We start from the raw sequence: 26,940 nt of genomic DNA on the forward strand, positions 1-26,940 counted from the left end.
TCAGTACATTCCGCGTTGCAGGCCGTAGGTGAGCAACGCGACTGCCTGCCGCTCGTTGAGTGCCTGGAGCTGCGCGTACTGCAGGTCGGGTGCTCCGGCGGCAGGGGAGCGGTTTCCGCGCAGGCTCCGCTCGAGCAACCAGAGCGCGAAGCGTAGCCCGAGCCGGTCGGTGAGGGTCAACCGGCGCAGCTCTTCATTGCCGGGCAGGGTGAGAACCTCGCGACCGTGGGATATCGGTGGGTGGGTGGACAGGGAACGCTGACCTTGGTCGGTCAACACAGTGATGCTCACGATGCGTGTGCTTTCTGGTGATGAGGATGATGGCCCGGTGGCGACGCAGAGTCGCGTCAGCGAGCCGAGGAACCTCGCGAGATGGCGAGGGAGACGACCCCGTGGCGGGGCGGTGCATCGTGCGCGCCCGACGGGCACAGGGATGCGGATCATCGATCAGGCCACGAGGGCCCGAGAGATCGGGAGAGGCGGTGCGGTTCTAGCCGAGCACGTAGACGGAGGCCGCGGAGACGGCGACAAGCGCTGACACGTGCGACGCGGTATCGAACCGGGCGTCAAGCTTCGTGATCATCATGGGCGGCCTCCTCTCATAAGTCCGGTGTGTCACGTTAGTGACGCTGAGGCGAGACGTCAAGACAATTTCGGTTCTCTCGGCGTGTCGCACCGAAATCCATCACGCCTGACACCGCGCGGGCTCCACGCCGTCGTCGACCGTTCCGGTAGCGTATGGGCGTGATTCACCCGACCGCGAAGGCGCCCGCATGCACCTGAAGAGCCTGACGCTCAAGGGCTTCAAGTCGTTCGCGCAGCCGACGAGCTTCGTCTTCGAGCCTGGTGTGACGTGCATCGTGGGTCCCAACGGCTCGGGCAAGTCGAACGTCGTCGATGCACTCGCGTGGGTGATGGGCGAGCAAGGGGCCAAGACCCTGCGCGGCGGCAAGATGGAAGACGTCATCTTCGCCGGCACCTCGACGCGCGGGCCGCTCGGGCGTGCCGAGGTGCAGCTCACCATCGACAACAGCGATGGAGCTCTGCCCATCGACTATGCCGAAGTCACCATCAGCCGCACACTGTTCCGGAACGGCTCCAGCGAGTACGCCATCAACGGCTCGACCTGCCGACTGCTCGATGTGCAGGAACTGCTGAGCGACTCGGGGCTCGGACGCGAGATGCACGTCATCGTCGGGCAGGGCCGGCTGGACACCGTGTTGCAGGCCTCACCCGAGGATCGTCGCGGCTTCATCGAAGAGGCCGCGGGCATCCTCAAACACCGCCGGCGCAAAGAGAAGACCCTGCGCAAGCTCGACGCGATGGAGACCAACCTCACGCGCCTCAGCGATCTCGCCGGCGAGATCAGGCGTCAGCTCAAGCCACTCGGACGGCAGGCCGAGATCGCCCGCGAGGCGCAGACGATCGCGGCGGTGGTGCGTGATGCCAAGGCGCGGATCTTCGCCGACGACGTGGTCACGCTGCGCACCGCGCTGGCCGACCATACGCGCACCGAGCAGGAGCGTCACACCGAGCGGCTCGTGCTCGCGGAGCAGGCGGATGCAGTGCGTGCGGGCATCCAGCGCCTCGAGAAGGAACAGACGTCGGCCGCCGTCGATGAGGCACGGCGCGTGTCGTTCGGCCTTGAGCAGACGCAGGAGCGCATGCGCAGCCTGTTCACCCTCGCCAATCAGCGTCTGGCGCTGCTGGGGGCCGAAGAGGACGACGTCGTGACCGCGATCACCGTCACACAAGACACGATCGACGAGGCCAAGGACGAGATCACGCGGATCTCTGAAGGGCTCGGTGACGCGCAGGACGCCGCCGCAGCGGCGAGCCGTGACGTCATCGCCGCGCGCGCCGAACTGGACACGCTCGACGTCGATATCGCCGAGCAGAGCGCACTGGTCTCGGCCTACGACATGCGGATGAACACACTCCGCGGCAACGCCGATTCCGCAGCATCCGCCTTGGCCGCGGTGCGCGGCGGTGTCTTGCGGCAGGAACAGGCACTCGAATCGGCGCATAGCCGTCGTCGAGAAGCCGCCGCCGCACTGGAATCGATCGACGATGCCGAGGCGCCGGACGGCACCGCGGCAGAGTTCGCCGCCGCGTACGACGAGGCACAAAAGGCGCTGACCGCTGCCGAAGCCGATCGTGATGCGCTGCGCGAGAGACTGCACGACTCAGAACGCGAAGCCGACGCCCTGATGGCGAAGGCCGCTGCCCTCGGCAGTGCGCTGGCGCTCTCCGGCGGTGCTGCCGAGATCGTCGCGGCGGGCGCAGAAGGCGTGCGCGGACTCGTCGGCGACGCCGTACAGGTGCGTGCGGGCTACGAGGCAGCGATCGCCGCCGTGCTGGGATCGCTGGCAGAGGGCGTTCTGGTGGATCGTGCCGATCAGGCCTACGCGCTCGTCGCGGCCGGCGCGCGCGGCACGGTCGACTTCGTGATCGCCGAGGGTGGCGTCGCCCGTGAGGTGGTCTCTCAGATCACCGGCACCACGCGCGCCGTCGATGTCGTCGAAGCGCCCGCAGGCGTGCTCGCGCTGCTCGCCCCTGTGCTGATCGCCGATGACCTGGACGCGGGGCGCGCCGCGCGAAGCGCGCTTGATTCAGCGGGCGACACGCTGACGACGATTGTGACCGGCAGCGGTGAGGTGATCACGGCACACACCCTGCGCGCCGGTTCGGGTGAGACCTCGCGGCTCGAGCTGGCGGCCGAACGCGACGCGGCCACCGAGCGACTTGCCGAGGTGCAGATCACGGTCGAGGAACTGCGCGGTTCGCGCGTCGATGCGACCGACCGCGTCGAGGCGGCCAGGCGCACGGCGAAGGACGCCTTGCGAGCTCTGCGCGAACACGACGCCGCGCTGGCCTCTCACGCCGAGCAGCTCAACCGCGTCACCGTGCAGCACGAGGCCGCAGTCGCCGAGTGCGAACGTCTTGAGGCCGCACTCGCGCAGGCGCAGTCCGCGGTGTCGGATGCTGAGCAGAAGGCCGACACGGCGAAGGCAGAAGTCGCAACAGCAGAGGCCGAACCCCGCCCAGTGCTCGACGCCTCGGCGCGCGACGGGCTACTCGAAGCGCTCGAGACCGCACGCGAGGGCGAGGTGCGCGCTCGACTGGAGATCGAGACGCTGCGCGAGCGCGTGCGTGCCGCACAAGCCCGGGTGGCGTCGCTGGAACGCCAACGTGAGCAGGAGCGTGACGCCGCCGCTGAGGCCGCACGACGGGCTGTGATCCGGCGTGCTCAGCGCGAGGCTGCATCGGCGGTGGCGGACGAACTGCCGCGGGTGCTCGACTCGATCGACCGCTCGGTCAGCGAGGCCCGCGTCGCGTTGGCATCCGCTGAGGCCGAGCGCTCCGCGCAGAACGAGGAGCTCACGGTGCTGCGCTCCCAGGAAGGATCGCTGCGCGAACGCCTCGCGGGCCTGACCGAGAGCGTCCACGGTCTCGAGCTGCAGATCCACGAGAAGAAGCTGCACCTGCACGGGCTGCTCGAACGCGTCGCATCCGAACTCGCGCTCGACGAAGATATTCTGATTGCGGAATACGGTCCGGATCAGCCGGTTCCGCGCGATCCGGGCGCTGGGGACAGCGACGATGATGCGGCTGTTCCGTTCGACCGCCGCATCCAAGAGCGGCGGCTGAAGGAGGCCGAGCGCAAGCTCGCCCAACTCGGTCGTGTCAACCCGCTGGCGCTGGAGGAGTTCGCGGCGCTTGAGCAACGGCACGCGTTCCTCACCGAGCAACTGGCCGACCTCACCAAGACCCGGCAGGACCTGCTGACCATCATCGCCGAGCTCGACGAACGCATGGAGACCATCTTCGCCAGCGCTTTCGAAGACACCAAGCAGGCCTTCAGCGAGGTGTTCCCGCTGCTGTTCCCCGGAGGAACCGGCAGCATCTCGCTGACCAATCCGGACGACATGCTCACCACGGGCATTGACGTCGCTGTGCGGCCCGTGGGCAAGAAGATCGAGCGATTGTCGCTGCTGTCGGGCGGCGAGCGGTCACTGGCCGCGGTGGCGTTGCTCGTCGCGATCTTCAAGGCGCGTCCGAGCCCGTTCTACATCCTCGACGAGGTCGAGGCGGCGCTCGACGACGCGAACCTCGGCCGCCTGCTGACCGTGTTCGAGCAGCTGCGTGAGAGTTCGCAGCTCCTGGTGATCACGCATCAGAAGCGCACGATGGAGATCGCCGATGCGCTCTACGGCGTCTCCATGCGGCAGGACGGCGTGTCGGCCGTGGTCGGACAGCGCGTGGGCGACCGCGCCGCATCCGGTGCCTGAGTTCGCCGGCGCGTGCCTGCGGGGTTTCGCATGTCGGAAATCCCAGAGCCTTCGCTCGCCTGAAGGCGTGTCTGCAGCATCCGCCCTGCGACGCGCCGTGCGCGTCTGAGATTTCCGACGCGTGGATGCGCGGGCCAGGCCAGTGCCCGCTCGCGGGAGCACGGCCAGACGTCGGCGGCGCCACGCCCGGGGCAGCCACGTGCAGGAGTCAGAGGGGCATGCCGTCATCGTAGGCTGGAGGCATGGCGGAGAAGTCCTGGTCCCTCGGTCGCGCGCTGCGCGGCATGTTCGTCAAGCCCACGATCGATGAGACGACATGGGAGGACCTGGAGACCGCGCTGATCACGGCCGACTTCGGTCCGGACATCACCGAACAGCTGCTCGATGAGCTGCGCGAGCACGTCGAGCGCTTCCGCACGACCGACCCGCGCGACCTGCAGCGGATGCTGCGTGAAACCCTCGAAGAGCGCTTCGCGAAGTTCGACACGACGCTCAAGCTCACCGAGCGGCCGGCCGTCGTGCTCGTCGTCGGTGTCAATGGCGTCGGCAAGACGACCACGATCGGCAAGTTCACCAAGTTCCTGCGCGGATACGAGCGCAGCGTGGTCGTCGGCGCCGCCGATACCTTCCGCGCCGCGGCCGTCGAACAGCTCGCCACCTGGGCGCAGCGCGGGGGAGCGGCGATCGTGCGCCCGCAGCACGAGGGGCAGGATCCCGCCTCAGTCGCCTTCCAGACCGTCGAGTACGCGAAGAACCAGGGCGTCGAGATCGCCATCATCGACACGGCCGGCCGTCTGCACACCAAGAGCGGACTGATGGACGAACTGTCCAAGGTGCGCCGCGTGGTCGAGAAGCAGGCGCCGATCAGCGAGGTGCTGCTCGTGCTCGACGCCACCACGGGACAGAACGGCGTCATGCAGGCCGAGTCCTTCCTGCAGCACGCCGGCGTCACGGGGCTGGTGATCACCAAGCTCGATGGTTCCGCGAAGGGCGGCTTCGTGCTGGCCGTGCAGGAGCGCACCGGCATCCCGGTCAAGCTGCTCGGCCAGGGGGAGGGCATCGACGACCTCACCGGTTTCACCCCGCACGTGTTCGTCCAGTCCCTGGTCGGCGCGTAGGACTACCGCGGCGACACAGAGGCTGGTTTCATAGCGATATGGCGATCGAACACGACTACTTCGGAGTTCTCTCTTCCGGACCCGACGGGGCCATCTTCTGGACCGAGCGGGTCGAGTTCGGCGACCAGTCGGTGACGGTCGACCTCACCGCCCCCGACCAGGACGACGTCTCTGCGGCGGCATTGGACGCGGCGGCCGCACTGATCGGCAGCATCGAAGGGCTCGACGAGGTCGTGCGCCGCGCGATGCTCACCGAGGTAGATGACCGCACCAGTGAAGTCACCGAGTACGTCCTGCAGCAGCAGGAGGCGTATGGCGACGAACTGGAAGACGTCCTGGTCGACATCAGCGGTGATGCGGCGGTCGACATCATCCGCTCGCTGCGCCTGTCGAGCATGACGATCCTCGCCGACGAGCACGGCGGTAGCGAGCCGTTCGCCGTCCTCGAGTACGCGCTGGATGCGGATGCCACCGACGACGTGCTGCTGGTCAACCTCGGCTCCGACGGCGCCGTGATGTCGGTGATGAGCGCGGACTAGACCGCCTGAGCGAACCCGAGCTCGACGCCCTCGGCGATGTGGGCCAGGTGCGGCGGGATCTCGCGCCCCTTCGACATCATCGACTGCGCCCACAGGCGGCCCGCGCGGTAGGACGAGCGCACCAGCGGACCGGCGAGCACACCGAGGAAGCCGATGCGCTCGGCCTCTTGCTTGAAACCGACGAACTCATCGGGCTTCACCCACCGCGCGACCGGCAGGTGACGGGGCGAGGGGCGAAGGTACTGCGTGATCGTGATGATGTCGCATCCCGCACCGCGCAGGTCCTGCAGAGCCTGGATGACCTCCTCGGGCTCCTCGCCCATGCCGAGGATCAGGTTCGACTTCGTGATGAGCCCTGCGTCATGACCCTGCGTGATCACGCCCAATGAGCGCTCGTACGTGAACGCCGGGCGGATGCGGCGGAAGATCCGCGGCACGGTCTCGACGTTGTGAGCGAACACTTCGGGGCGCGCCTCGAAGATCTGCCCCAGGAAGTCCGGGTTGCCGCCGTGATCGTTGGCGAGCAGTTCGACGCCCGTATTGGGGTTCTGTGCGTGGATCTGTCGCACGGTCTCGGCGTTCAGCCAGGCGCCCGTGTCGGGCAGGTCGTCGCGCGCAACACTGGTCACGGTCGCGTAGCGCAGGCCCATCCGGGTCACGCTCTCGGCCACCCGGCGCGGCTCGTCGGTGTCGTAGTCGGCGGGCTTGCCGGTGTCGATCTGGCAGAAGTCGCACCGACGCGTGCACTGCGATCCGCCGATGAGGAAGGTCGCCTCGCGGTCCTCCCAGCATTCGAAGATGTTCGGGCAGCCCGCCTCCTGGCAGACCGTGTGCAGGTCCTCGCTCTTCACGAGCGAGTGCAGAGCCTGGTACTCCGGCCCCATCTTCGCCTTGGTGCGAATCCACTCCGGCTTGCGCTCGATGGGGGTCTCGGCGTTTCGGATCTCCAGGCGGAGCAGTTTGCGTCCCTCGGGGCTTGCGGCGCTCATGCGGCCGCCTCCTTGTCTGCATCAGCGGTGTACTCGGTGGTGAAGGCGTTCGCGACGGCGTCGACGATGTCGTGGGGCGAGACGCTCTGACCGACGACCTCGCTGATCGTCGTCACGCCGGCATCGGTGATGCCGCACGGCACGATGCCGCGGAAGCCGGCCAGCGTGTTGTCGCAGTTGATCGCGAAGCCGTGCATGGTCACGCCCTGCTGCACACGCACGCCGATCGCGGCGATCTTGTCCTCGCCGAGCGGGCGGCGCACCCAGACGCCGCTGCGCCCGTCGACCTGGTAGCCGTCGACGCCGAGCGGACGCAGGATGTCGATCAACACGCGCTCCAGCCGCCGCACATGCGCCACGACGTCCATCGGCGCGGGCAGGTGCACGATCGGGTATCCGACGAGCTGGCCCGGGCCGTGCCAGGTGATCTTGCCGCCGCGGTCGACGTCGACCACGGGGGTGCCGTCCTGCGGGCGCTCGTGCGGCTCAGTGCGCTTGCCGGCGGTGTAGACCGCGTCGTGTTCGAGCAGAAGGAGCGTATCGGGGCGGATGCCATCGACGACGTCGCGGTGGATGCTGCGCTGCAACTCCCACCCGTCGACATAGGGCACGTAGTCGGGGGCGAGTCCGGGTATCTGGATATCGAGCATCTCGCGGTCCTCCATGTAGACGGCGCCATCGCGCGTGTTGTTGGATTGCGTCCAAGAATATGGCGTGCCCCAGCATACGCTCATTCGCGGTTGCCGCGACGCGAACAGCACGGGCTACGCTGGGCGCTATGCAGAACGCGTCGCGCGCCGGGCGTCCACGGGCATCCTCACGCGAGACGCTGGCCGAGGCGGCGTGCGAGCTGTTCCTCGAACAGGGCTATGACGAGACGTCCGTCGCAGACATCACTCGACGTGCCGGCGTGAGCCGGTCGAGTTTCTTCAACTACTTCTCATCCAAGAGCGACGTGCTGTGGTCGGGGCTCGATGCGCGCATTGAGGCGGCATCGGTGGCGCTGGCGTCGTTGGGCAGGAATGCCGACGGCCCGGCCGTGCGGGCCGCGCTCGAACCCGTCGTGCGTGGGTTCGCGCCCGACCCTCTCGTGCTTGCGCTGCGCAACGCGGCCGCGATGGGGGTCGAGGAAGAGCTTCTGCGCGACACCGGGATCCGGCACGCGCGCATCGCCTCGGCCGTCGCCGGCGCGGCGCGCAGTGCGGGAGTCGACGAGATCCGTGCAGACATCCTCGGTGCGGCGCTGGCCGCGGCCGTGCTGTCCGCGTTGCGGGTGTGGGCTGAGCAGGGTGCGGGGCAGGCGTCTTTGGAGGCTGCGTTCGACCAGGCGCTACGCAGCATCCACGACCTTCCCTGGGGGTGAGTGTGGCGACGCGCGGGCGGGCCCCGGCGCTCGCGTAGAATCAGAGGCACCATGGCTACCTTTGGCACGCTCTCCGATCGGCTCACCGAGACCTTCCGCAATCTGCGCACGAAGGGAAAGCTGACGCCCGCCGATGTCGACGGCACCGTCCGCGAGATCCGTCGCGCCCTGCTCGACGCCGACGTCGCGCTCGTCGTCGTCAAGGACTTCACCGCGAAGGTGCGCGAGCGCGCACTGGGCGACGAGGTCAATCGCGCTCTCAACCCCGCGCAGCAGGTCGTGCAGATCGTCAACGAGGAGCTCGTCGCCATTCTCGGCGGTGAGCAGCGCCGGCTGGAGTTCGCCAAGACGCCGCCGACGGTGATCATGCTCGCGGGTCTGCAGGGCTCGGGTAAGACCACGTTCGCCGGAAAGCTCGCCAAGCAGCTCGAAGGCGAGGGGCACACGCCCTTGCTCGTGGCCGCCGACCTGCAGCGTCCGAACGCCGTGAACCAGCTGCAGGTGGTCGCCGAGCGCGCTGGGGCGACGATCTACGCGCCCGAGCCGGGCAACGGTGTCGGCGACCCGGTCAAGGTCTCCAAGGATGGCGTCGAGTACGCACGCCGTCACCAGCACGACGTGGTCATCATCGACACCGCCGGGCGTCTCGGCGTCGACGCCGAACTGATGAAGCAGGCATCCGACATCCGCAAGGCGACCAGCCCCGACGAGGTGCTGTTCGTCATCGACGCGATGATCGGTCAGGATGCCGTCAACACGGCCAAGGCCTTCCAGGAGGGCGTCGACTTCACCGGTGTCGTGCTGTCGAAGCTCGACGGTGACGCCCGCGGTGGTGCCGCGCTGTCGGTGGCGTCCGTCACCGGCCGTCCGATCATCTTCGCCTCGACGGGTGAGAACCTTGAAGACCTCGAGCCCTTCCACCCGGACCGCATGGCGAGCCGCATCCTCGACCTCGGTGACATCCTCACCCTCATCGAGCAGGCCCAGCAGGCCTTCGATGAAGAAGAGGCGATGAAGGTCGCCGAGAAGCTTGCCAACGAGGCCTTCACGCTTGAGGACTTCCTCGAGCAGCTTCAGCAGATGAAGAAGATGGGCTCGATGAAGAAGATGCTCGGCATGCTGCCGGGCATGGGCCAGATGAAGCAGCAGCTCGATGACTTCGACGAGCGCGAGATCGACCGCACCGAGGCGATCATCCGGTCGATGACTCCGGGCGAGCGCCGCAATCCGAAGGTCCTCAACGGCTCGCGTCGTCTGCGTATCGCCCGCGGTTCCGGTATGACGGTGACCGACGTCAACCAGCTTGTGCAGCGCTTCGACCAGGCCGCCAAGATGATGAAGACCGTAGCGCGTGGCGGCACGCCGCAGATCCCCGGTATGGGCCCGATGGGCAAGCCCGGCGCATCTGCCAAGCGTGGCAAGAAGGGTGCCAAGAGCAAGGGCGGTTCGCGTTCGGGTAACCCTGCCAAGCGGGCTGCCGAGAATGCCGGCATGGCCACCACGAACACCACTCCCACCGGCTCCGGGTTCGGTCTGGGTGGTCAGCAAGCGCCGAGCGAGGCAGACCTCGCCGAGATCCAGAAGCTGTTCGGCAAGGGCTGAGCGCCCCTCAGGGTGTCGCCATGGGCTGGGGCGCGCGGGGTGTGACGGCACGCGGCTGTCGTAGCACGGCGAGCTGACCGGCCACGAGCGCGCTCAGTACGACCAGCAGGCCGGTGAGCTGCACAGGTGTGAACGCCTCGTGTGCGAGAGCGACGCCGAGAATCGTCGCGACGACGGGGGAGAGCAGGGCGAGTAGCCCCGGAGCTGCCACCGGCAGTCGCTCGATCCCGCGGAACCACAGGGCGTATGCGATCAACCCGCCGGCGGTGGTCAACCACAGGTACCCGAGCACATTGTCGGGATGGATCTCAGCGGGGATTCCTTCGAAGACGAGCGTGAGTGGCAACAGAAAGAGCCCTCCCGCGGTGAGCTGCCACCCCGCGTAGGCCACCGCACCGGTGCGCGGTGGGCGTCCCCAGTGCTTGGTGAGGATGATTCCGACGGCGGTGCACGTCACGCCGCCTACGGCGGCGGCGATCCCCAGCGGATCCAGTGCGGCCGAGGGTCCCAGCACGATGGCGGCGACACCCGCCGCACCGGCGACCGCGGCGATCGCAGCTACGGGGCGAACGCGCTCACACAGAACGACAGATCCGAGTGCCAGCAGGATCAGAGGCTGCGCCCCCGCAACGGCTGCTGCTGCCCCACCGGGCAGGCGCTCCGCCGCGATGAAGAGCAGCGGAAAGAAACCGCCGATGTTGAGCGTTCCGAGCAGGGCCGCCTTCATCCACCACGTGCCCTGGGGAATGCTCCGACCGACGACGACGGCAATGACGCCGGCGGGCAGCGCGCGTATGAGCGCCGCGAAGAGCGGATGCCCGGGAGGGAGGAGCTCGGTGGTGACCAGGTAGGTCGTTCCCCAGGTGATCGGGGCGAGCGCTGTCAGCAGAAGCGTGCGAAGCAGGGGCAACTTTCGATGGTGGCTTCCTCCGAGCAATGAATCCAACGCATACTTGTCATGGGATCCATGAACTGTGATCATGGCTGAATGGATCTGCAACAGCTGCGCTACGTGGTTGAGGTGCTCGACACAGCGAGTTTCACCCGTGCGGCTGAGCGCTGCTTCGTCACGCAGTCAGCGCTCAGCCATCAGATCGCGGCGCTGGAGCGGGAGATCGGCCAGCGGCTGTTCATCCGGTCCAGCCGGAGCGTGCGCCCGACCGAAGCGGGGGAGGCCTTCGCTCTTCAGGCACGGATCGCGGTAGAAGCCGGCGAGAACGCGATCGAAGAGGCGGCTGCGGCCGCCGGACGCATCGTCGGTACGCTCACCCTGGGCGTGATCCCCACAGTCACCGCCGTTGATCTACCGGCGCTGCTGAGTGGGTTCCGCGACAAGTACCCGGACGTTCGGGTTGAGCTGCGCGTCGGGAGCAGCGACAAACTGATGCGTCAGGCGAGCACCGGCGAGATCGATGTCGCACTGCTGGGCCTGCGCGACGACGTCCGCCCGAAGGGAGTGGCGTTTCGCGCGCTGCGCCGCGATCGCCTGGTGGTCGTCCTGCCCACAGAGCATCCGCTGGCAGCCCGAAGCGAGATCTCGCTCACCGATCTCACGGACGAGACGTTCGCGGACTTCCCGCAGGGCAGTTCCGGGCGGGCGCAGAGCGACGGGGCCTTCGCCGACGCTGGCATTCCCCGTGACGTCGCGTTCGAAGTCGACACGGTCGACATGCTTCTTGGTCTCGTCGCGGCGGGACTCGCGGTCACGCTGCTCGCGCCAGGGGCGGTACGAGGCGTGCACGCGGCTGTCGTCGTGACCCCCATCGTCGACGGACCTCACCGTACCGAGTACCTCGCCTGGCACGCGACGGGTGCGCGTAGCGCGGCGCGCGCGTTCGTCGCGCAGATCGAATCGGATGCTGCCCGTTGACGAGCACGCTCGCCAGCGTCCAAGGCGGGCTCCCGCCGAGCCCGATGGCCTCCTGTACGTTGTGCCAGATCTCGCGCGCGTCGTCGTCAACCCAGCGCGCCTGCGGCGGGATCTGCTCGTGCTCCTTCTGACCGGTCGCGACCACCGTGCCGTCGTGACCACCGTGCCGTCGCGATCGAAGGTGATCGCGCGACGGAATGTACTCCCCTGATCGATCGACAGGATGAAATCGCCGATGAAATCCCTACAGACCGCGGATGAAGACGTCAGCGGGCGATCGGAACGTCGATGTCGACTCCGTGCGCCTCGCTGAGCAGGTGCGCCGTGGCCTCGATCTCGGCGTCGCGGCGATCGGGCGTCCAGTTCAGCATCGGCGCCAACGCGTCGGCGATCTCTTCGAGCGCCTCCGCTGTCACGGCTCCGACGAAAGCGATGCTGGTGCGGCGCAGAACCACATCGGCCAGGCGCACGACCATCTCGTTGTCGACCATCCACTCCAGCTCGCGCGTGGACAGCTCGCCACCGGCGAGGTCATGGTCCTCATGCTGCTCGATGTGGGCCCAGACCTCGGCCGCGCGGGTGCCGTAGCGCGCCAGCAGTGCGTCGCCGCGGGCGCCGGCGCCCGCAAGATGCGTCTGCTTCCAGGACGCGCGTGCACGCGGCGTGCGGGGGAAGCCCCGACCGCCACCGATCGGGGCATCCGCGGTGCTCACCGCGCGGGTGCGGCCGAGAAGGTCGAGCACACGGTCAGCCAGCGACTCGCCGAGCGCGCGGAAGGTGGTCCACTTGCCGCCGACGAGGCTCAGCATCGGCACAGGGCCGCTGTTGTCGAGTTCGACGCGGTAGTCGCGCGAGACGAAGCCGGGCGCCGTGTCCTCGTGCCGGGGGAGCGGTCGGATGCCCGAGAAGCGGTACACGATCTGCTCGCGCGATACGGCGATCGTCGGGAAGACGTGGGCGATGAGCTCGAAGAAGTAGTCGACCTCGTCCTCTGTGCAGCGTGCGGGCTCGCGCGGGTCGGCGTCGATGTCGGTGGTGCCGACGAGCACACGTCCCTTGAGCGGGTAGATCAGCACGATGCGGCCGTCAGAGTGCTCGAAGAAGATCTCGCGCCCCTGGGTTGCCTCGAGAAGCTCATCGTTGTCGAGCACGATGTGCGAGCCCTTGGTGCCGCCCATGTAGCGCGTCACCTGACCGAGGGCTTCGTTGGTGAGGTCGGTCCAGGGCCCCGACGTGTTGACGACGACGTCGGCGCGGATGCGGAACTCTTCAGCGGTCTCGCGGTCGCGGAGCACGACGGTGTCGCCGTCCCGCCCGATGGCCTCGACGTAGTTGAGTGCGTGCGAGTGGTCGTTTGCCGACCGGCCGTCCTGCAACACGTCGAGCGCGAGGCGCTCGGGGTCATGCATCGAAGCGTCGAAGTAGGTGGCGGTGTACTTCACCTCGGGGTCCAGGGCGGGGAGTTCCTCGAGCGAACGCCGCCGGCCGAGGAAGCGGTGGCGAGGGACTGATCCGCCGTCGCGCGAGAACAGGTCGTACAGCGTGAGACCCGCCTTGATGAGCACGGCGCCGCGCTCGGTCGGCTTGCCCGAGCGGTGCGTCAGGAAGCGCAGCGGGGCCGAGAGGATGCCCGAGAACGTCGAGTAGATCGGGATCGTCGTCTGCAGCGGCTTGACGTAGTGCGGAGCGATGCGCAGCAGGCCGTTGCGCTCTTGCACGGATTCGCGCACGAGGCGGAACTCGCCGTTCTCGAGATAGCGGATGCCGCCATGGATCATGTGACTCGACGCCGCTGACGCGCCGCTCGCGAAGTCGCCGCGATCGACGATCACGGCGTCGATGCCCTGGTGGGCGAGATCGCGGAACAGCGAGATGCCGTTGATGCCGGCGCCGATGATGAGCACCGTGGTGCGTTCGGTCTCGCGCACGGCCGCGATCTCGTCGGCACGGCGTGCGGCACGGGTCATGACTGCCATAGTGTCTCCTCGCTGTCGCTTCCAGCATCCGTCGATTGACAGGATCTCGCAAACGTTCTGCACGTTTGTGCAAAGCTGGTGAGGGAAAGGTGAGGACGATGGTCACAGAGAGCGGCGCGATGGACGCGCGGACGAACGCGGCGCTCACCGCCGCCAAGCTGTACTACCTGCAGGACATGACGATGGATGCCATCGCCGCCGAACTCGCGACGTCGCGTTCGACGGTGTCGCGGTTGCTGTCGCACGCCCGCGAGAGCGGTCTCGTCGACATCCGGGTCAACTCCCCGTTCGCGCACGCCGGCGAGCTCGAAGAGCAGCTCCGGTCGCGACTGAAGGTCAACGCGCACATCGTGCCCATGTCGGGTGTGGTGAACGAGGTTGAGCGTCTGGAGCGGGTGGCGCTGACGGCCGGACGGCAGGTGTCGCAGTTCATCGATTCCAACATGGTGGTCGGCGTCGCATGGGGCTCCACCTTGGGAATGGTCAGCCGCTCGCTGGTGCCCAAGCAGACGCACAGTACGACGATCGTTCAGCTCAACGGCGCAGGGAACACGCAGACCAGCGGCCTGGAGTACTCCAGTGACATCCTGCAGCGTTTCGGGCAGGCATTCGGTGCGCAGGTCGAGCAGTTCCCCGTGCCCGCGTTCTTCGATGATCCGCGCACGCGCGAGGCCATGTGGCAGGAGCGGAGCACCCGGCGCGTGCTGTCGTTCCAGGCGAAGATGGACGTTGCTGTTTTCGGCCTGGGATCCCCGCAGGCCGAGGTGCCGAGTCGCGTCTACGTCGGCGGCTATCTCGGGCGTGACGACTTCCGCAGCCTGCGTGAGGACGGGGCGATCGGCGACGTGGCGACGGTGTTCTTCCGCGCGGATGGCACGTGGCGCGACATCCGGCTGAATGCTCGCAGCACCGGCCCCGGCCTCGATCGGCTCCGACGGGTGCCACGGCGGGTGTGCGTCGTCTCGGGTGCGGCGCGCCTGACGTCGCTGCAGGCGGCCATCGCGGCCGGGATCGTCACCGACGTGGTTCTCGACGAGGGCTTGGCGCGGATGCTCGCGGATGCCGTGCGCTGAACGGTGCTGCGCTGAACCGTGTTGGCCTGAACGGCGTCGGGCTGAGTTCAGTCGGGGAGAGGTGCCGCGGGCCCGTTGCGGAACTCGTCGATGAGGTGGTGCACCACCGCGCGCAGGTCGCCGTCGGCATGGTGAGCGGCGGCCAGCTGGCGCTCGTAGCTTGCCCCCTCGCTCAGGATCGAGTGCACGCCGGCGAGCTCATCGGCGCAGCGCAGATCGCGCGCGATCGGCATCAGATCATCCACGACGGCATCAAGGTGCTCTCGGACGGGAACTTGAGATCCGGCGCGATCCACGATCACATCGGCGTCCAGGCCGTAGCGGGCCGCACGCCACTTGTTCTCGCGGTGGAACCAGGCCGGCAGCATCGGCAACGCGCGCCCCTCATCGAGCTCTCGCGAGAAGAACTCCACCAGCGACTGCGTGAGCGCCGCGACCGATGCGAGTTCGCCCAGCGTCGACATGCCGTCGCAGGCCCGCACCTCGATCGTTCCCCACCGTGGCGCCGGACGGATGTCCCAGCGGATCTCGGAGGCATCCGACATCACGCCCGTGCGCGTCATGTCGTCGACGTACCTCTCGAACTCTGTCCACGATTCGAGCGCCCAGGGTAGACCCGCGGTCGGCAGTTGCTGAAACACCAGCGCGCGATTCGAGGCGTAGCCGGTGCGTTCGCCGGCCCAGTAGGGGCTGGACGCCGCGAGCGCCTGCAGATGCGGAAGGTACGACGTCAGAGCGCCGACGATGGGCAGCACCTTGGCGCGGTCCTCGACGCCGATATGCACATGGATGCCCCAGATCATCATGTTGCGGCCCCACCACTGCGTGCGTTCGATCAGCTTTCGATAGCGCGTCTTGTCGGTCACGCGCTGGTGGAACCACTGCGCGAACGGGTGACTGCCGGCGGAGAGCAGCTCGATGCCCGCCGGATCCGTGGCACGGCGCACTGCGTCGATCGCCGCACCGATGTCGGCGACGGCATCCGCAACGGTCGTGCCGATCCCGCTCGTCACCTCGATCGTGTTCGTCAGTAGCTCACCCGTGACGGTGTGGCGTTCGGGGGCGCTCTGCGCTTCGAGCGCGGTCAGCAGCTCGGGGGCGCGCCCGACGAGGTCGCCGGTGGCGGGGTCGGCCAGCATGACCTCCCATTCGAGGCCCACCGTGCTGCGGGCCGAGGAGGCGAACTCGATCGTCACGCGCACAGTCTGACACGTGGGGCACCGCGCGACGCGCATCGCCGTGTCGTTTCGCGGTCGCCCCCGGGATCTGGCAGAATAGAGGGTCGGACGGCCGCTCGACCCTCTATCCAGCATCCGTCCCCCCGCAGAGCTTCCGCCGGGTGTGCACCCCACGCTCCAGGCGACCGGTTCAACTTCCTTTCCACACCATTCAGGAGAATCGTGGCTGTCAAGATCCGTCTCAAGCGTTTCGGCAAGATCCGTGCGCCGTACTACCGCATCGTCGTCGCCGACTCGCGCACCAAGCGCGATGGTCGCGTCATCGAGGAGATCGGCAAGTACCACCCCACCGAGCAGCCCTCGTTCATCGAGGTCGACTCGGAGCGTGCGCAGTACTGGCTGTCGGTTGGCGCTCAGCCGACCGAGCAGGTCACCGCGCTGCTCAAGCTGACCGGCGACTGGGGCAAGTTCAAGGGCGACAAGGACGCCAAGTCGACCGTCCAGGTCGCCGAGGCCAAGGCCGCCTTCGAGGTCGACGCCGACAAGAAGTCGGTCGTCAAGCCCAAGGCCGAGAAGAAGGAGACTCCCGCTGAGGAGGCTCCCGCCGCTGACGCGGAGGCCGCTGAGGCTCCCGCCGCAGACGCAGAGTAATCCGCTGTGCTCGCCGCCGCGCTCGAACACGTCGTCAAGGGGATCGTCGATCACCCGGACGATGTCCGCATCACCGCATCCGCATCGCCCCGAGGCGATCTGCTCGAGGTGCATGTGCACCCGGATGACCGTGGTCGCGTGATCGGGCGCGGCGGCCGCACCGCCAAGGCGCTGCGCACGCTGATCTCCGCCCTCGCCGACGGACGTCGCGTCCGTGTCGACGTCGCGGACGACTGACGTGTCAGCGGACCGCAATCAGCTCCGCGTCGGCCGTCTGCTCAAGGCACACGGTCTCAAAGGCGCGTTGAAGCTCGAGCTCTACACCGACAACCCCGAGCGCCGCTTCGTGCCGGGGGCCGAGTTCACACTGCAGGTGCCCGAGGCATCCGCGTGGCACGGCAAGACCGTAACCATCCGCGAGTACCGCGTGATGAACGGCAACTCCGTCGTTTTCCTCGATGGCGTCGATGACCGCACCGCAGCGGAGTCGCTCGTGCGGGCCATCCTGTGGATGGACGAAGACGACGAGGTCGAGGACGACGCCTGGTACGCGCACCAGCTCGCCGGTCTCGACGTGGTCCGAGACGGTGCCGTGGTCGGCCGCGTCGTGCGCGTGGAGCACCTGCCCGCCCAGGACCTGCTGATCGTCTCCACCGAGAGTGGCGAGGTGATGGTCCCGTTCGTCGAGGCCATCGTCCCGACCGTCGACGTGGCCGCCGGTCGCGTCGTTGTCACGCCGCCGCCCGGTCTCTTCGAGGAGCTCCCTGCGCCCGGCGCGGGATCGGATGCTACCGCGCCCGCTACCTCGGATGCCGCCGCCTCCGGCGGCGAGTGACACCTCGTTAGCATCGACGCATGCGCATCGACGTCGTCTCCATCTTCCCGTCGTACTTCGACGGCCTGACGCTGTCCCTGCTGGGCAAGGCGCGCGATTCGGGCATCCTCGACCTGCACGTGCACGACCTGCGGGATTGGACCCACGATCGTCATCGCACGGTCGACGACACGCCCTACGGCGGCGGTGCCGGCATGGTGATGAAGCCCGAGCCCTGGGGGCTCGCGCTCGATGACCTCACCGCTGGGCTCGACACCCGACCGACCATCATCTTCCCGTCTCCCGCGGGCGAGCTGTTCCGCCAGTCGACGGCCCGCGAGCTGGCACATCGCGAGCACCTGATCTTCGGCTGCGGCCGCTACGAGGGTATCGACGAGCGCGTCTTCGAGTACGCGTCAACACTGGGTGACGTGCGGCTGATGAGCCTCGGAGACTATGTGCTCAACGGGGGAGAAGTGGCCGTCATGGCCATGACCGAAGCCATCGGCCGCCTGATTCCGGGCGTCGTCGGCAACCCCGAGAGTCTCGTCGAGGAATCGCACGAGGACGGTCTGCTCGAGTACCCGTCGTACACCAAGCCCTCGACATGGCGCGAGCGCGAGGTGCCCCCCGTGCTGCTGAGCGGCAACCACGGCGCGATCGCCGCATGGCGCCGCGAGCAGCAGATCGAACGCACCCGACAGCGACGCCCCGACCTGCTCGCCGAGTAGCAACGCGCCCCACTGGTACGGTCGTGGCATGGTCGACCAGACGCTTGCCCGCTCGTTTCTCACTGCCGGTGCCGACTACGATCGCTACCGTCCCGGGTTTCCCGCAGAGGCAGCGGATGCCATCGTTCCCGCCTCAGCGCGCGTGGCTCTGGACCTGGGCGCGGGCACGGGGAAGTTCACCGAGCTGCTCGTCGGCCGCGTCGACCGCGTGATCGCCGTCGAGCCATCCGAGCAGATGCTCGCCATCCTGCGGGCGAAACTGCCCGGCGTGGAGACGATGATCGGCGCAGCCGAGTCGATTCCGGCATCCGATCACTCTGTCGACGTCGTGACGGTCGCGCAGGCGTTCCACTGGTTCGATCGCGAACCGGCGTGTGCCGAGATCGCCCGTGTACTGGTTCCCGGTGGGCTGCTCGGCCTGCTCTGGAACCGATCCGACCCTCGTTGCGTCTGGGACCGCGCGTGCCATCGTGTCGCTCACCCGGCCGTAGGGGACACAGACGAGACGACGAGTTCTGCGGCGGAGCAGCTCCCGGGCTTCGACGTCGTCGAACGCGTGACTGTTCCCTGGGCGGAGAGCATCTCTCGTGCCGATTACATCGCGCGCTGGCACACCGTGAGCAGCTTCATGACAGCATCCGATGCCGAGCGCGCACGCATGACCGCTGATGTCGAACGCATCCTCGACGCCGACCCCGCGACTGCGGGGCGCGAGATCTTGGACCTGCCGCAGATCACGGACGTGTACGTTTACCGAGCACGCGTCTGAGAACAGGGAGGCGCACCAGAACAGGATGATTCCCCGAGAATCATCCTGTTCTGAGCAACGAGCCTGTTCTCGGTGACGAGGTCGCCTGCCTGAATCATCAGTCGACGCCGAGGAAGCTGCGGTCGGTGAGCACGATCGGGCCCTCGTCGGTGACCGCGACCGTGTGCTCGGAGTGCGACCCGCGCGACCCGTCGGCGCTGCGCAGCGTCCAGCCGTCCGCGTCGGTGATGAGCTCGTCGGTCGTTGCCAGCAGCCACGGCTCCAGGGCGAAGACCAGACCCGCGCGCAACGGGAACCCGCGGCCGGCGCGGCCGTCGTTGGGGATGTGCGGGTCACCGTGCATGATGCGACCGACGCCGTGTCCACCGAAATCGGTGTTGATCGAGTAGCCCCCGCCATGCGAGACCTCGGCGATGGATGCTGAGATGTCGCCGATCCGGTTGCCCACGACCGCGGCGGCAATCGCCGCGTCCAGGGCACGCTCGGTGGTGTCGATCAGGCGCAGGTCCTCATCGCGGGGAGTGCCGACGATGAACGAGATCGCCGAGTCCGCCACCCAGCCGTCGACCGAGACGGCGAAGTCGAGCGAGACGAGGTCGCCGTCGCGCAGCACGTAGTCATGGGGGAGGCCATGCAGCACCGCGTCGTTGACCGAGGTGCAGATCACCTTGCCGAACGGGCCGCGGCCGAACGACGGGGCGTAGTCGATGTAGCACGACTCCGCACCCGCACGGCGGATCAGGTCGTGCGCGCGCTTGTCGATGGCGAGCAGGTTGGTCCCCACCTTCGTCTCGTCGCGAAGCGTGGCCAGCGTCTCGGCCACGAAGCGGCCAGCGGCGCGCATCTCGTCGATCTCGGCCGGGGTGCGCAGTTCGATCATCGGGGGTGTCCTCTCGTCAGCATCCCATTCTCCCCGATGCCGGCTGTTCGGATGCCCACAGCGAACGCGCGGCCATCAGCGCCGTCGGGGACGTAACATCGAAGCATGGTTCTACGACGGGCGTTCTTCCACTGGCTGCTGCCATCGGCGTTCCTGCTGCCGCTGTGGATGGTCGTCGGATGGGCGATCTTCGGGCAGTCCGGCTGGGCGTTGCTGTGGGTGCTGCTGATCGCCGTGCCGTCGCTGTTCATCGGGCAGCTCGTGCTGACCCTTCTCACCCGATCGCGTCCGTCGGTGCGCGCCGAACGCGCGGTGTCCTGGTGGGACGTCCTGGGCTTCGCGGTGTGGCACGGCCTGACGATCGCCGTCGCCTGCTTCATCGACGGGGCCTTCCCCTGGCTGCTCACCGGCGCGATCGTTGCCGCGCTCGGTCTGTTCTGGCTGCAACTGTGGCAGTTGTGGAACGAGGCCCGCGGCTCCGGCGCGCGAATCCGCGAGACCATCACGTGGTCGAGCATGTCGCGATCGGATCCGGCATCTTCGTACGAATCCGAGGTGTTCATCGTCGAGGAGCGCCGGCCGCAGGATTGAGCGCGCCGCGCGGTTGGAAGCAAACCGGACTTCGTGGCAGAATAGATGCTTGTGCCGTGAACCGGCTCTGCCTCAGGGGAGCCCGCGGATGCCTCGTGCTCCGCTTGGCACACACCCACTCTTGACCCTTTGAAAAATGCCCCCGACCTGTGGCGGGTGCAGAGAGAGACGATCATGCAGATCCTCGACGCCGTTGACGCGGCATCGCTCCGTTCGGACATTCCTGTCTTCCACCCCGGTGACACCGTCAAGGTGCACGTGAACATCACCGAGGGCAACCGCTCGCGTGTCCAGGTGTTCCAGGGCGTCGTCATCGGCCGCCAGGGCGACGGTGTGCGCGAGACCTTCACGGTCCGCAAGATCAGCTTCCAGGTCGGCGTCGAGCGTACCTTCCCGGTGCACTCGCCGGTGATCGACCACATCGAGGTCGTCACCCGCGGTGACGTGCGTCGCGCGAAGCTGTACTACCTGCGTAACCTGCGTGGCAAGAAGGCGAAGATTCGCGAGAAGCGCGAGAACTGACACGCCGAACACGCAGAGAACCCCGGGACACAGCGTCCCGGGGTTCTCTCGTTGCGGTCGCGATATGCGAACCTGGTAGCGGCCGCCCCGGGGGTGAGCCCGACGAAGAAGGATGCACATGACAGACGCCGCAGAGGCAGCACCGCGCCCATCACGAGGCAGGGGCTTTCTGATCTTCCTGCGTGACGTGATCGTCATCATCCTCATCGCAGCGCTGGTCTCTTTCGTCGTGAAGACGTTCGTTGTGCGCTCGTTCTACATCCCCTCCGGCTCGATGGAGCGCACGCTGCTGATCGATGACCGCATCCTCGTTGACGAGCTGACTCCGCGCTGGGCCGGCTATGAACGCGGTGACGTCGTCGTGTTCCAGGACCCGGGTGGGTGGCTGCCTCCGGCGCCACAGCGCCCGGCGCGTCCGGGCCTCGTCGAAGCGACCGATTGGGTGCTCACGTTCGTGGGCATCTCGACCTCGGACGCGCAGGATCACCTCGTCAAGCGTCTGATCGGGATGCCCGGTGACCACATCGTCTGCTGCAACGCGCTCGGACAGCTGACCATCAACGGTTCGCCAGTGAACGAGCTCTCGTACCTCAACCTTCCCGCGGGGGACACCGCGGCGTCCAACACCGAGTTCGATGTCACGGTGCCGGAAGGCGCCGTCTGGGTGATGGGCGACAACCGCGATCGCTCGCAGGACTCCCGGGCGCACCAGGAGCTCCCGGGGGGCGGGTTCGTACCGCTGGAGAACGTTGTCGGACGCGCGTTCCTGACGACGTGGCCGCTGAACCGCTTCGGCATGATCGACACGCACGACGACGTGTTCCAAGCCGTTCCGGAGCCGTGATGGCCGTCGTCGAACCGACACTGCGGCTGGAGCGACAGCTGCTGAAGGACTTCGACCTGATCATCGCGCTCGATGAGGTGGGTCGCGGCGCGCTGGCAGGTCCCGTCGCCGTCGGCGCGGCGTTGATGGATGCCCGTGGCTCGCGGCGCCGAGTGCCCGAGGGCCTGCGCGATTCGAAGATGATCACCGAGAAGCGGCGCCCTGAGATGGCGGAGCGTGCGCAGGCATGGGTGTCCGCATCGGGTGTCGGATGGTCAACGGCAGATGAGGTGGATGAGGTCGGCATCATGCGCGCGCTCGGTCTGGCGGCCTCCCGCGCCGTGCAGTCCGTGGTCGATCACGGGGCATCGCTGGATCGGACGCTCATCATCCTCGATGGCAACCACGACTACCTCAGCGCCGTGCACCCGGCATCCGTCACGGTCAGGACCGTGATCAAGGGTGACCGCGACTGCGCTTCGGTGTCGGCCGCCTCGGTGATCGCGAAGGTCGCAAGGGACGGCCTGATGGCGTCCCTGCACCCCGAGCACCCGGCCTATCACTGGGATCGCAACAAGGGGTATGCGAGTCGTGAGCATCGCGAGGCGATCCGCGCGCAGGGACTTTCGCCGTTCCACCGTGCTTCGTGGGCGATCGCCGAGGCGCCGACCCTGTTCTGAGCGCGCTCTCGCCTAGACTGGAGCCATCATGGATGACGACGCCTTCGACGACTACGACCGCGAGCTCGAGCTTGCGCTGTTCCGCGAATACCGCGATGTCGTTCAGCAGTTCCAGTACGTGGTCGAGACCGAGCGCCGGTTCTACCTCGCCAACGAGGTGAACGTCGTCCGCCGCGACACCGAGCACGACTTCTACTTCGAGATCTCGATGTCGGATGTCTGGGTGTGGGATATCTACCGCGCAGATCGCTTCGTCAAGGCGGTGCGCGTGCTCACGTTCAAGGACGTGAACGTTGAGGAGCTGCAGCGGCGCGAGTTCGAGATCCCGGACGAGCTCTCGCTCGACGGGCAGTGACGCACCGTTTGTCCCCAGATCTCCGATCTCGGTGACCTCTCCACAACGCACGGGATAGTGGCGTTCGAGGGTCCCTGCCGCGCGTCAGGCTGTCGTCATGGCAGCGAAAGACGACTTCGGGCGAGCAGGCGAGGAACGCGCCGCGCAGCATCTGCGAGCCAGCGGGTACGCGGTGCTCGATCGCAACTGGCGATGCGCCCAGGGCGAGATCGACATCGTCGCGGTGCACGATGGGATGCTCTGCATCGTCGAGGTGAAGGCTCGGCGCAGTGAGGCCTTCGGGCACCCGTTCGAAGCCATCGATGAGCGCAAGCGACGGCGGCTGTGGCAGCTGGCGTTCGCCTGGGCCGCCGAGCATCCTGATGCCGCGCGCCGCCGTCCGGTGCGTCTGGAGGCCATCGGTCTGATCGGAGCGGATGCCCGAACGGCGCGCCTTGAGCACCTCGTGGACATGCTGTGAGCACGGCACGCACCTGGGCGGTCGCCCTCACCGGCGTCGATGGGCACCTGGTCGAGGTCGAGGCTGACCTGAGCAACCAGACCCCGGGATTCCAGATCATCGGATTGCCCGACAAGGCTCTGGGGGAGTCCGCGCAGCGGGTGCGCAACGCCTGCGTGAACGTCGGGCTGCCGTTTCCGCGTCGTCGCGTGACCGTCAATCTGTCACCGGCGAACTTGCCCAAACACGGGTCAGGTTTCGATGTGAGCATCGCCGTCGCGACGCTGGCGACGGAGGGAACCGTATCGGCGGATGCCATCCGCGCGACCGTGCACATCGGTGAGCTCGGTCTCGACGGGCGGCTGCGTCCGGTTCCCGGCGTGCTGCCCTCGGTCTACGCGGCGGCCCGGGCCGGCTTCGAACGCGTCATCGTGCCGCACGCCAATGCCGACGAGGCGCGCCTGGTGCCGGGTATCGAGGTGCGGGCAGCGACGTCGTTGGCTGAGGTCGCTGCGCTCCACGGAGCCGAGATCGAGCCGCTCGAGGTCGATCCGGTCGTGTTGCCTGGGGAAGACGACCGCGAGGAGGACGCTCATCTGGAACTCGCCGATGTCGTCGGGCAGGATGACGCCGTCGACGCGATGATCACGGCGGCCGCCGGGGGACACCACATGATGCTGAGCGGCCCACCGGGTGCGGGCAAGACCATGCTGGCGCGGCGGCTGCCTGGCATCCTTCCGCCCCTGACCGAGGCGGAGGCACTCGAAGTGGCCGCGATTCGCTCACTGACCGGGCGTGCCGTGACGCGCCTCGAGTCGGTGGCACCGTTCGAAGCACCGCACCACAGCGCGTCGGCCGCCGCGCTGGTCGGTGGCGGGTCGCGCGTGGCGCGGCCCGGCGCCATCGTGCGCGCGCACCGGGGCGTGTTGTTCCTCGACGAGACTCCGGAGTTCCAGCGTGTTGCGCTGGACGCGTTGCGGCAGCCGCTCGAATCGGGCCGTATCGAGCTGATCCGCTCCGGATTCAGCGCGTCGTTCCCCGCGAGGTTTCAGCTGATCCTGGCCATGAACCCCTGCCCGTGCGGTCAGTACGGAGTCCGTGGGTCGGACTGTACATGCCCGCCGATGGCGATCCGCCGCTATGCGGGCCGGTTGTCCGGACCGCTACGCGACAGGATCGACATCGATCTGCAGGTGGCGCGCGTCGCCGCTTCGCGAGCGACGTCGGGGGAGCGATCCCGGATGAGCTCCGCGGTCGCGCGCGAGCGCGTGCTCACGGCGCGCGCCGCCGCACAGGATCGCTGGCAGGACACACCGTGGAGAGTGAACGGTGATGTGCCCGGCGAACGGCTGAGGCAGGGGGACCTGCGACTACCCGCATCCGTGCGCGCGCCGTTGGATCGCGCACTCGAACGCGGCACGGTCACTCTGCGCGCCTACGACCGCGTCTTGCGCATCGCGTGGACGCTCGCCGATCTCGACGGACTCGGGATGCCCGGCGCTGACGAACTGGGACGAGCCCTGTTCCTGAAGAAAGGACTGCTGCCATGACGCAGACCCTTGTCCACCTCATCGATGACATCGATGTGCGTCGTGCCGCCGAACGGTTGCGGCCCGATGCCGACACCGCCGAGACAGCAGCCCGTGCCGCGTGGTCGGTGCTCGTGGAACCGGGTGACGGCGTGGCCGGTGCGCTCATCTCAGCCTTCGGCGCTCCCCAGGCGTTGCGGATCGCCCTGGGTGAGCCGCAGCTTCTGCCGCCGGACGTGATCTCACCGCGCGAGCTCTCTGAAGCGCTGGCCCGCTGGAGACCGCGTGCGCGACCAGAAGCAGTGCGTGAGGCACTCACATCATGTCAGCACGTCGGCGGTGGCCTGTTGCTGCCGGACGACGCGCATTGGCCGGCCGGACTGGACGACCTCGGAGCGCACGCACCTGTCGCGCTGTGGGCACGTGGCGACCTCACCGCGCTTGAGTGCACCACGAGCGCGGCCATCGTCGGGGCCCGCGCCGCGACCTCATACGGGGAGTCGGTGGCCGGCGAGATCGCCGGTGACCTCGCCGGCGCGGGAACGCTCGTGATCTCGGGAGGCGCATACGGCATCGACGGCGCGGCCCACCGTGCCGCCCTGGGCGCGGGCGGCCGGACGGTTGCGTTTCTTGCCGGCGGTGTCGACCGTGCGTACCCCGTCGGGCACCAGCAGCTCTTCGATCGCATCCGGGCCGCAGGAGCCGTCCTGAGCGAGGTGCCGTGCGGGGCCGCGCCGACCAAGTGGCGGTTCCTTTCTCGCAACCGCACAATCGCCGCTGCCGGCATGGCGACCGTGGTCATCGAGGCGGGGTGGCGCAGCGGTTCCCTCAACACGGCCGGGCACGCTGCCAGCATCGGGCGACCGCTCGGCGCGGTGCCCGGGCCGGTGACCTCTGCCGCCTCGGCCGGTTGCCATCGCCTGCTGCGCGAGTACGACGCGGTGTGTGTGACCAGCGCGGAAGACGTCAGAGAGCTCTGGGGTGAGGCATCGACACCCCGGACATCGTCCGATTCCGAGCATCCCGACCGGATCCGCCTGCGTGATGCGCTCAGTACGCGAACGCCTCGTGACGCGCAGGAGATCGCCCGCAACAGCGGCCTGTCCGTGGACCGGGTGCGCGGACTCCTCGGGCTTCTCGCGCTCGACGGCGAGGTGTCGCAGCGCAACGGAGGGTGGCTACGCAGTACATGACGGCGCGGCAGCCCGCGGCGAGTTCGGGTCCGCGGCATCCTGGACTGATGCGGTACTCAGCGGCTGTGCAGGCGTTCTGCGACCACCTCGAACAGGTGCGTCGCCTCTCGTCGGCGACGGTGCGTGCGTACCGCTCCGACCTCGCCGATCTCGGTCGCGTGCTGGCCGCTGACGATCTCACCACGATCGATCTCGAGATCCTGCGCGAATGGTTATGGCAGGCCACCCAGCGCGGTGACGCCCGCTCGACGCTCGCGCGGCGCGCCGCGGCCGTGCGTTCGTTCTTCGGCTGGGCACAGGAGAACGACCTGATCGGCGCCGACCCCAGTCTTCGCCTCGTCACCCCCAAGCGCGCCAAGACGCTGCCGGTCATCGCCTCGAGCGAGGGGATCCGCGATCTGCTCGATACCCAGCGCACGATCGCTGCGGATGGCGACCCGATCGCACTGCGCGACCACGCCATGCTGGAGCTGCTGTACGGCTCGGGAATGCGCGTCTCCGAACTGTGCGGCATCGACGTCGACGACGTCGATCTGCAGCGCCGCACGGTACGGGTGCTCGGCAAGGGAGCCAAGGAGCGCGTCGTTCCATTCGGGGGGCCCGCGGCGGATGCCATCGGCGCGTATCTCTCCCGAGCGCGCCCCGCCCTCCACGCCCGCGCCGAGCGCCCCGGACCCGCTGCGTTCCTCGGGGCGCGCGGCGCACGGATCGGCCCTCGCAGCGTGTACGCCCTCGTCGCACGGGTACTCGCTCCGATCGTCGGTGCCGAGCACGTGGGCCCCCACGCGCTACGACACTCCGCCGCGACGCATCTGCTCGACGGCGGCGCTGATCTGCGCGCGGTCCAGGAGATCTTGGGGCACGCCAGTCTCGGCACCACCCAGATCTACACCCACGTCTCGGCCGAACGCCTCACCGCGAGCTATCGCCTCGCTCATCCGCGCGCGTGAATCTGCGGCGTGA

At 68.0% G+C, this 26,940-nt stretch carries 28 protein-coding genes; 21 read left to right on the top strand and 7 right to left on the bottom strand.

Annotated elements, in window-relative coordinates; genetic code table 11:
- Complete coding sequence (locus JF543_RS08490; RefSeq protein ID WP_206549957.1) at positions 1-291, bottom strand: hypothetical protein; 291 nt, start codon at positions 289-291, stop codon at positions 1-3.
- Positions 292-773: 482 nt separating this feature from the next.
- Here JF543_RS08490 and smc point away from each other — a divergent pair, with 482 nt between their 5' ends.
- From smc to JF543_RS08505, 3 genes are all read left to right on the top strand, one after another.
- Entirely contained in the window at positions 774-4,292 is a 3,519-nt protein-coding gene (gene smc / locus JF543_RS08495) for a chromosome segregation protein SMC (protein WP_206823740.1), read from the top strand.
- Between the two features lie 242 nt (positions 4,293-4,534).
- Positions 4,535-5,410: a signal recognition particle-docking protein FtsY gene (gene ftsY, locus JF543_RS08500; RefSeq protein WP_206820600.1), complete on the top strand. Its 876-nt coding sequence runs from the start codon at positions 4,535-4,537 to the stop codon at positions 5,408-5,410.
- Between the two features lie 38 nt (positions 5,411-5,448).
- Positions 5,449-5,949 (top strand): DUF2004 domain-containing protein, encoded by a 501-nt coding sequence (locus JF543_RS08505; protein WP_206823741.1) that lies wholly within the window; start codon positions 5,449-5,451, stop codon positions 5,947-5,949.
- Here JF543_RS08505 and lipA read toward each other — a convergent pair.
- Both lipA and lipB read right to left on the bottom strand, forming a co-directional pair.
- Positions 5,946-6,938, bottom strand: coding sequence for a lipoyl synthase (gene lipA, locus JF543_RS08510; RefSeq protein ID WP_206823748.1), 993 nt, complete (start codon positions 6,936-6,938; stop codon positions 5,946-5,948). The two genes, JF543_RS08505 and lipA, sit on opposite strands and share 4 nt — an antisense overlap.
- Positions 6,935-7,588, bottom strand: coding sequence for a lipoyl(octanoyl) transferase LipB (lipB, locus tag JF543_RS08515; RefSeq protein WP_206820599.1), 654 nt, complete (start codon positions 7,586-7,588; stop codon positions 6,935-6,937). Before lipB ends, lipA begins: the two co-directional genes overlap by 4 nt.
- 128 nt (positions 7,589-7,716) lie before the next feature.
- On the opposite strand from lipB, the gene JF543_RS08520 reads away from it, so the two are divergent.
- Positions 7,717-8,301, top strand: a complete 585-nt coding sequence (locus tag JF543_RS08520) for a TetR/AcrR family transcriptional regulator (RefSeq protein ID WP_179410991.1) — start codon at positions 7,717-7,719, stop codon at positions 8,299-8,301.
- Positions 8,302-8,352: 51 nt separating this feature from the next.
- Positions 8,353-9,903, top strand: a complete 1,551-nt coding sequence (ffh, locus tag JF543_RS08525; RefSeq protein WP_206820598.1) for a signal recognition particle protein — start codon at positions 8,353-8,355, stop codon at positions 9,901-9,903.
- Between the two features lie 7 nt (positions 9,904-9,910).
- On the opposite strand, the gene JF543_RS08530 is transcribed toward ffh, so the two are convergent.
- Positions 9,911-10,813, bottom strand: a complete 903-nt coding sequence (locus JF543_RS08530) for an EamA family transporter (RefSeq protein WP_242519419.1) — start codon at positions 10,811-10,813, stop codon at positions 9,911-9,913.
- A gap of 78 nt (positions 10,814-10,891) precedes the next feature.
- On the opposite strand from JF543_RS08530, the gene JF543_RS08535 reads away from it, so the two are divergent.
- Positions 10,892-11,773, top strand: coding sequence for a LysR family transcriptional regulator (locus JF543_RS08535; protein ID WP_206823751.1), 882 nt, complete (start codon positions 10,892-10,894; stop codon positions 11,771-11,773).
- A 266-nt stretch (positions 11,774-12,039) separates the two neighbouring features.
- Here JF543_RS08535 and JF543_RS08540 read toward each other — a convergent pair whose 3' ends face one another.
- A complete protein-coding gene (locus JF543_RS08540; RefSeq protein WP_206824280.1) occupies positions 12,040-13,740 on the bottom strand; it encodes a glycerol-3-phosphate dehydrogenase/oxidase in 1,701 nt (566 codons plus the stop codon).
- Positions 13,741-13,847: 107 nt separating this feature from the next.
- On the opposite strand from JF543_RS08540, the gene JF543_RS08545 reads away from it, so the two are divergent.
- Positions 13,848-14,822, top strand: coding sequence for a sugar-binding transcriptional regulator (locus JF543_RS08545; protein WP_179410987.1), 975 nt, complete (start codon positions 13,848-13,850; stop codon positions 14,820-14,822).
- Between the two features lie 47 nt (positions 14,823-14,869).
- On the opposite strand, the gene JF543_RS08550 is transcribed toward JF543_RS08545, so the two are convergent.
- Positions 14,870-16,018, bottom strand: a complete 1,149-nt coding sequence (locus JF543_RS08550) for a glutamate--cysteine ligase (RefSeq protein WP_206823753.1) — start codon at positions 16,016-16,018, stop codon at positions 14,870-14,872.
- A 204-nt stretch (positions 16,019-16,222) separates the two neighbouring features.
- Between JF543_RS08550 and rpsP the strand changes: the two genes are divergently transcribed.
- From rpsP to JF543_RS08575, 5 genes are read left to right on the top strand one after another with little or no spacing between them, the layout of a single operon-like run.
- On the top strand, positions 16,223-16,651 hold the full coding sequence (rpsP, locus tag JF543_RS08555) for a 30S ribosomal protein S16 (RefSeq protein WP_179410985.1): 429 nt from the start codon (positions 16,223-16,225) through the stop codon (positions 16,649-16,651).
- Positions 16,652-16,657: 6 nt separating this feature from the next.
- Positions 16,658-16,888, top strand: a complete 231-nt coding sequence (locus JF543_RS08560) for an RNA-binding protein (protein WP_071644715.1) — start codon at positions 16,658-16,660, stop codon at positions 16,886-16,888.
- 1 nt (position 16,889) lies between these two features.
- The gene (rimM, locus tag JF543_RS08565) at positions 16,890-17,486 is read left to right on the top strand and encodes a ribosome maturation factor RimM (protein ID WP_206823755.1); all 597 of its coding nucleotides are present in this window, start codon (positions 16,890-16,892) and stop codon (positions 17,484-17,486) included.
- 20 nt (positions 17,487-17,506) lie between these two features.
- Positions 17,507-18,196, top strand: coding sequence for a tRNA (guanosine(37)-N1)-methyltransferase TrmD (trmD, locus tag JF543_RS08570; RefSeq protein WP_206549946.1), 690 nt, complete (start codon positions 17,507-17,509; stop codon positions 18,194-18,196).
- Between the two features lie 28 nt (positions 18,197-18,224).
- On the top strand, positions 18,225-18,965 hold the full coding sequence (locus JF543_RS08575) for a class I SAM-dependent methyltransferase (protein ID WP_206823757.1): 741 nt from the start codon (positions 18,225-18,227) through the stop codon (positions 18,963-18,965).
- Positions 18,966-19,062: 97 nt separating this feature from the next.
- Here the strand turns inward: JF543_RS08575 and map are convergent, their stop codons facing one another.
- Positions 19,063-19,845 (bottom strand): type I methionyl aminopeptidase, encoded by a 783-nt coding sequence (gene map, locus JF543_RS08580; protein ID WP_179410981.1) that lies wholly within the window; start codon positions 19,843-19,845, stop codon positions 19,063-19,065.
- Positions 19,846-19,950: 105 nt separating this feature from the next.
- Here map and JF543_RS08585 point away from each other — a divergent pair, with 105 nt between their 5' ends.
- The 9 genes from JF543_RS08585 to JF543_RS08625 all read left to right on the top strand — a co-directional run bounded on the left by JF543_RS08585 (position 19,951) and on the right by JF543_RS08625 (position 26,927).
- Positions 19,951-20,436 (top strand): MFS transporter permease, encoded by a 486-nt coding sequence (locus JF543_RS08585; RefSeq protein ID WP_179410980.1) that lies wholly within the window; start codon positions 19,951-19,953, stop codon positions 20,434-20,436.
- 174 nt (positions 20,437-20,610) lie between these two features.
- Positions 20,611-20,958 carry a 50S ribosomal protein L19 gene (rplS, locus tag JF543_RS08590; protein WP_179411870.1) on the top strand — a complete coding sequence of 116 codons (348 nt, stop codon included), beginning with the start codon at positions 20,611-20,613 and terminating at the stop codon, positions 20,956-20,958.
- Between the two features lie 118 nt (positions 20,959-21,076).
- Positions 21,077-21,802, top strand: coding sequence for a signal peptidase I (gene lepB, locus JF543_RS08595; protein ID WP_242519421.1), 726 nt, complete (start codon positions 21,077-21,079; stop codon positions 21,800-21,802).
- On the top strand, positions 21,802-22,461 hold the full coding sequence (locus JF543_RS08600) for a ribonuclease HII (protein WP_206823760.1): 660 nt from the start codon (positions 21,802-21,804) through the stop codon (positions 22,459-22,461). The genes lepB and JF543_RS08600 overlap by 1 nt, the downstream gene beginning before the upstream one ends.
- Before the next feature lie 28 nt (positions 22,462-22,489).
- The gene (locus tag JF543_RS08605) at positions 22,490-22,816 is read left to right on the top strand and encodes a DUF2469 family protein (protein ID WP_179410977.1); all 327 of its coding nucleotides are present in this window, start codon (positions 22,490-22,492) and stop codon (positions 22,814-22,816) included.
- A 97-nt stretch (positions 22,817-22,913) separates the two neighbouring features.
- Positions 22,914-23,276 (top strand): YraN family protein, encoded by a 363-nt coding sequence (locus JF543_RS08610; protein WP_179410976.1) that lies wholly within the window; start codon positions 22,914-22,916, stop codon positions 23,274-23,276.
- Positions 23,273-24,805, top strand: coding sequence for a YifB family Mg chelatase-like AAA ATPase (locus JF543_RS08615; RefSeq protein ID WP_206823761.1), 1,533 nt, complete (start codon positions 23,273-23,275; stop codon positions 24,803-24,805). Before JF543_RS08610 ends, JF543_RS08615 begins: the two co-directional genes overlap by 4 nt.
- On the top strand, positions 24,802-25,977 hold the full coding sequence (gene dprA, locus JF543_RS08620) for a DNA-processing protein DprA (RefSeq protein ID WP_206823765.1): 1,176 nt from the start codon (positions 24,802-24,804) through the stop codon (positions 25,975-25,977). Before JF543_RS08615 ends, dprA begins: the two co-directional genes overlap by 4 nt.
- Before the next feature lie 47 nt (positions 25,978-26,024).
- Entirely contained in the window at positions 26,025-26,927 is a 903-nt protein-coding gene (locus JF543_RS08625; RefSeq protein WP_179410973.1) for a tyrosine recombinase XerC, read from the top strand.
- The last annotated feature ends 13 nt before the right edge of the window (positions 26,928-26,940 follow it).

This window comes from Microbacterium esteraromaticum (assembly GCF_017303215.1).
Taxonomy (GTDB): Bacteria; Actinomycetota; Actinomycetes; order Actinomycetales; family Microbacteriaceae; genus Microbacterium; species Microbacterium esteraromaticum_C.

Coding starts and splice junctions, on each gene's coding strand:
- smc (WP_206823740.1), top strand. CDS start 774: ATGCACCTGAAGAGCCTGACGCTCAAGGGCTTCAAGTCGTTCGCGCAG.
- ftsY (WP_206820600.1), top strand. CDS start 4,535: ATGGCGGAGAAGTCCTGGTCCCTCGGTCGCGCGCTGCGCGGCATGTTC.
- JF543_RS08505 (WP_206823741.1), top strand. CDS start 5,449: ATGGCGATCGAACACGACTACTTCGGAGTTCTCTCTTCCGGACCCGAC.
- lipA (WP_206823748.1), bottom strand. CDS start 6,938: ATGAGCGCCGCAAGCCCCGAGGGACGCAAACTGCTCCGCCTGGAGATC.
- lipB (WP_206820599.1), bottom strand. CDS start 7,588: ATGCTCGATATCCAGATACCCGGACTCGCCCCCGACTACGTGCCCTAT.
- JF543_RS08520 (WP_179410991.1), top strand. CDS start 7,717: ATGCAGAACGCGTCGCGCGCCGGGCGTCCACGGGCATCCTCACGCGAG.
- ffh (WP_206820598.1), top strand. CDS start 8,353: ATGGCTACCTTTGGCACGCTCTCCGATCGGCTCACCGAGACCTTCCGC.
- JF543_RS08535 (WP_206823751.1), top strand. CDS start 10,892: ATGGATCTGCAACAGCTGCGCTACGTGGTTGAGGTGCTCGACACAGCG.
- JF543_RS08540 (WP_206824280.1), bottom strand. CDS start 13,740: ATGACCCGTGCCGCACGCCGTGCCGACGAGATCGCGGCCGTGCGCGAG.
- JF543_RS08545 (WP_179410987.1), top strand. CDS start 13,848: ATGGTCACAGAGAGCGGCGCGATGGACGCGCGGACGAACGCGGCGCTC.
- trmD (WP_206549946.1), top strand. CDS start 17,507: ATGCGCATCGACGTCGTCTCCATCTTCCCGTCGTACTTCGACGGCCTG.
- JF543_RS08575 (WP_206823757.1), top strand. CDS start 18,225: ATGGTCGACCAGACGCTTGCCCGCTCGTTTCTCACTGCCGGTGCCGAC.
- map (WP_179410981.1), bottom strand. CDS start 19,845: ATGATCGAACTGCGCACCCCGGCCGAGATCGACGAGATGCGCGCCGCT.
- JF543_RS08585 (WP_179410980.1), top strand. CDS start 19,951: ATGGTTCTACGACGGGCGTTCTTCCACTGGCTGCTGCCATCGGCGTTC.
- rplS (WP_179411870.1), top strand. CDS start 20,611: ATGCAGATCCTCGACGCCGTTGACGCGGCATCGCTCCGTTCGGACATT.
- lepB (WP_242519421.1), top strand. CDS start 21,077: ATGACAGACGCCGCAGAGGCAGCACCGCGCCCATCACGAGGCAGGGGC.
- JF543_RS08600 (WP_206823760.1), top strand. CDS start 21,802: ATGGCCGTCGTCGAACCGACACTGCGGCTGGAGCGACAGCTGCTGAAG.
- JF543_RS08605 (WP_179410977.1), top strand. CDS start 22,490: ATGGATGACGACGCCTTCGACGACTACGACCGCGAGCTCGAGCTTGCG.
- JF543_RS08610 (WP_179410976.1), top strand. CDS start 22,914: ATGGCAGCGAAAGACGACTTCGGGCGAGCAGGCGAGGAACGCGCCGCG.
- dprA (WP_206823765.1), top strand. CDS start 24,802: ATGACGCAGACCCTTGTCCACCTCATCGATGACATCGATGTGCGTCGT.
- JF543_RS08625 (WP_179410973.1), top strand. CDS start 26,025: ATGCGGTACTCAGCGGCTGTGCAGGCGTTCTGCGACCACCTCGAACAG.